Genomic DNA, 370 nt, shown 5'->3' with positions numbered 1-370 from the left:
ATTATGCTCTTTAACAATCCGGAACAAGCTGAAAAATTGAAACAATCAATATTATCACCGAGGTAATATTGATGAGTCTCTCAGCCGAACAACTTTGAAAGTACTCACTTTCGAGGGGAAGCGAGCTAAATAATTTCGCGAAGGCCGGCGCACAGCAAGCGGAGCATACTCAGGTATGTGAGCATTGCGAGCACCGCCCGACAAAGAAATTATGACGCGCAGCGACCCGTACAGAAAGACACTTTCGGGTTGTGAGGTTAAGCGAATAAGCGTACACGGTGGATGCCTAGGCAGTCAGAGGCGATGAAGGACGTGCTAATCTGCGATAAGCGCCGGTAAGGTGATATGAACCGTTATAACCGGCGATTTC

General features: G+C 47.6%; 1 rRNA gene. It reads left to right on the top strand.

The features are described 5' to 3' along the window. Nucleotides 1-255 precede the first annotated feature (255 nt). Nucleotides 256-370: ribosomal RNA gene (locus tag AAZR23_RS20755) — 23S ribosomal RNA — on the top strand; the annotation flags it as partial.

The organism is Morganella sp. Je.2.23 (assembly GCF_051129855.1).
Taxonomy (GTDB): domain Bacteria; phylum Pseudomonadota; class Gammaproteobacteria; order Enterobacterales; family Enterobacteriaceae; genus Morganella; species Morganella sibonii.
Note: the sequence above shows the minus strand (reverse complement) of the source record. Positions and strands in the feature narration are given on the sequence as shown.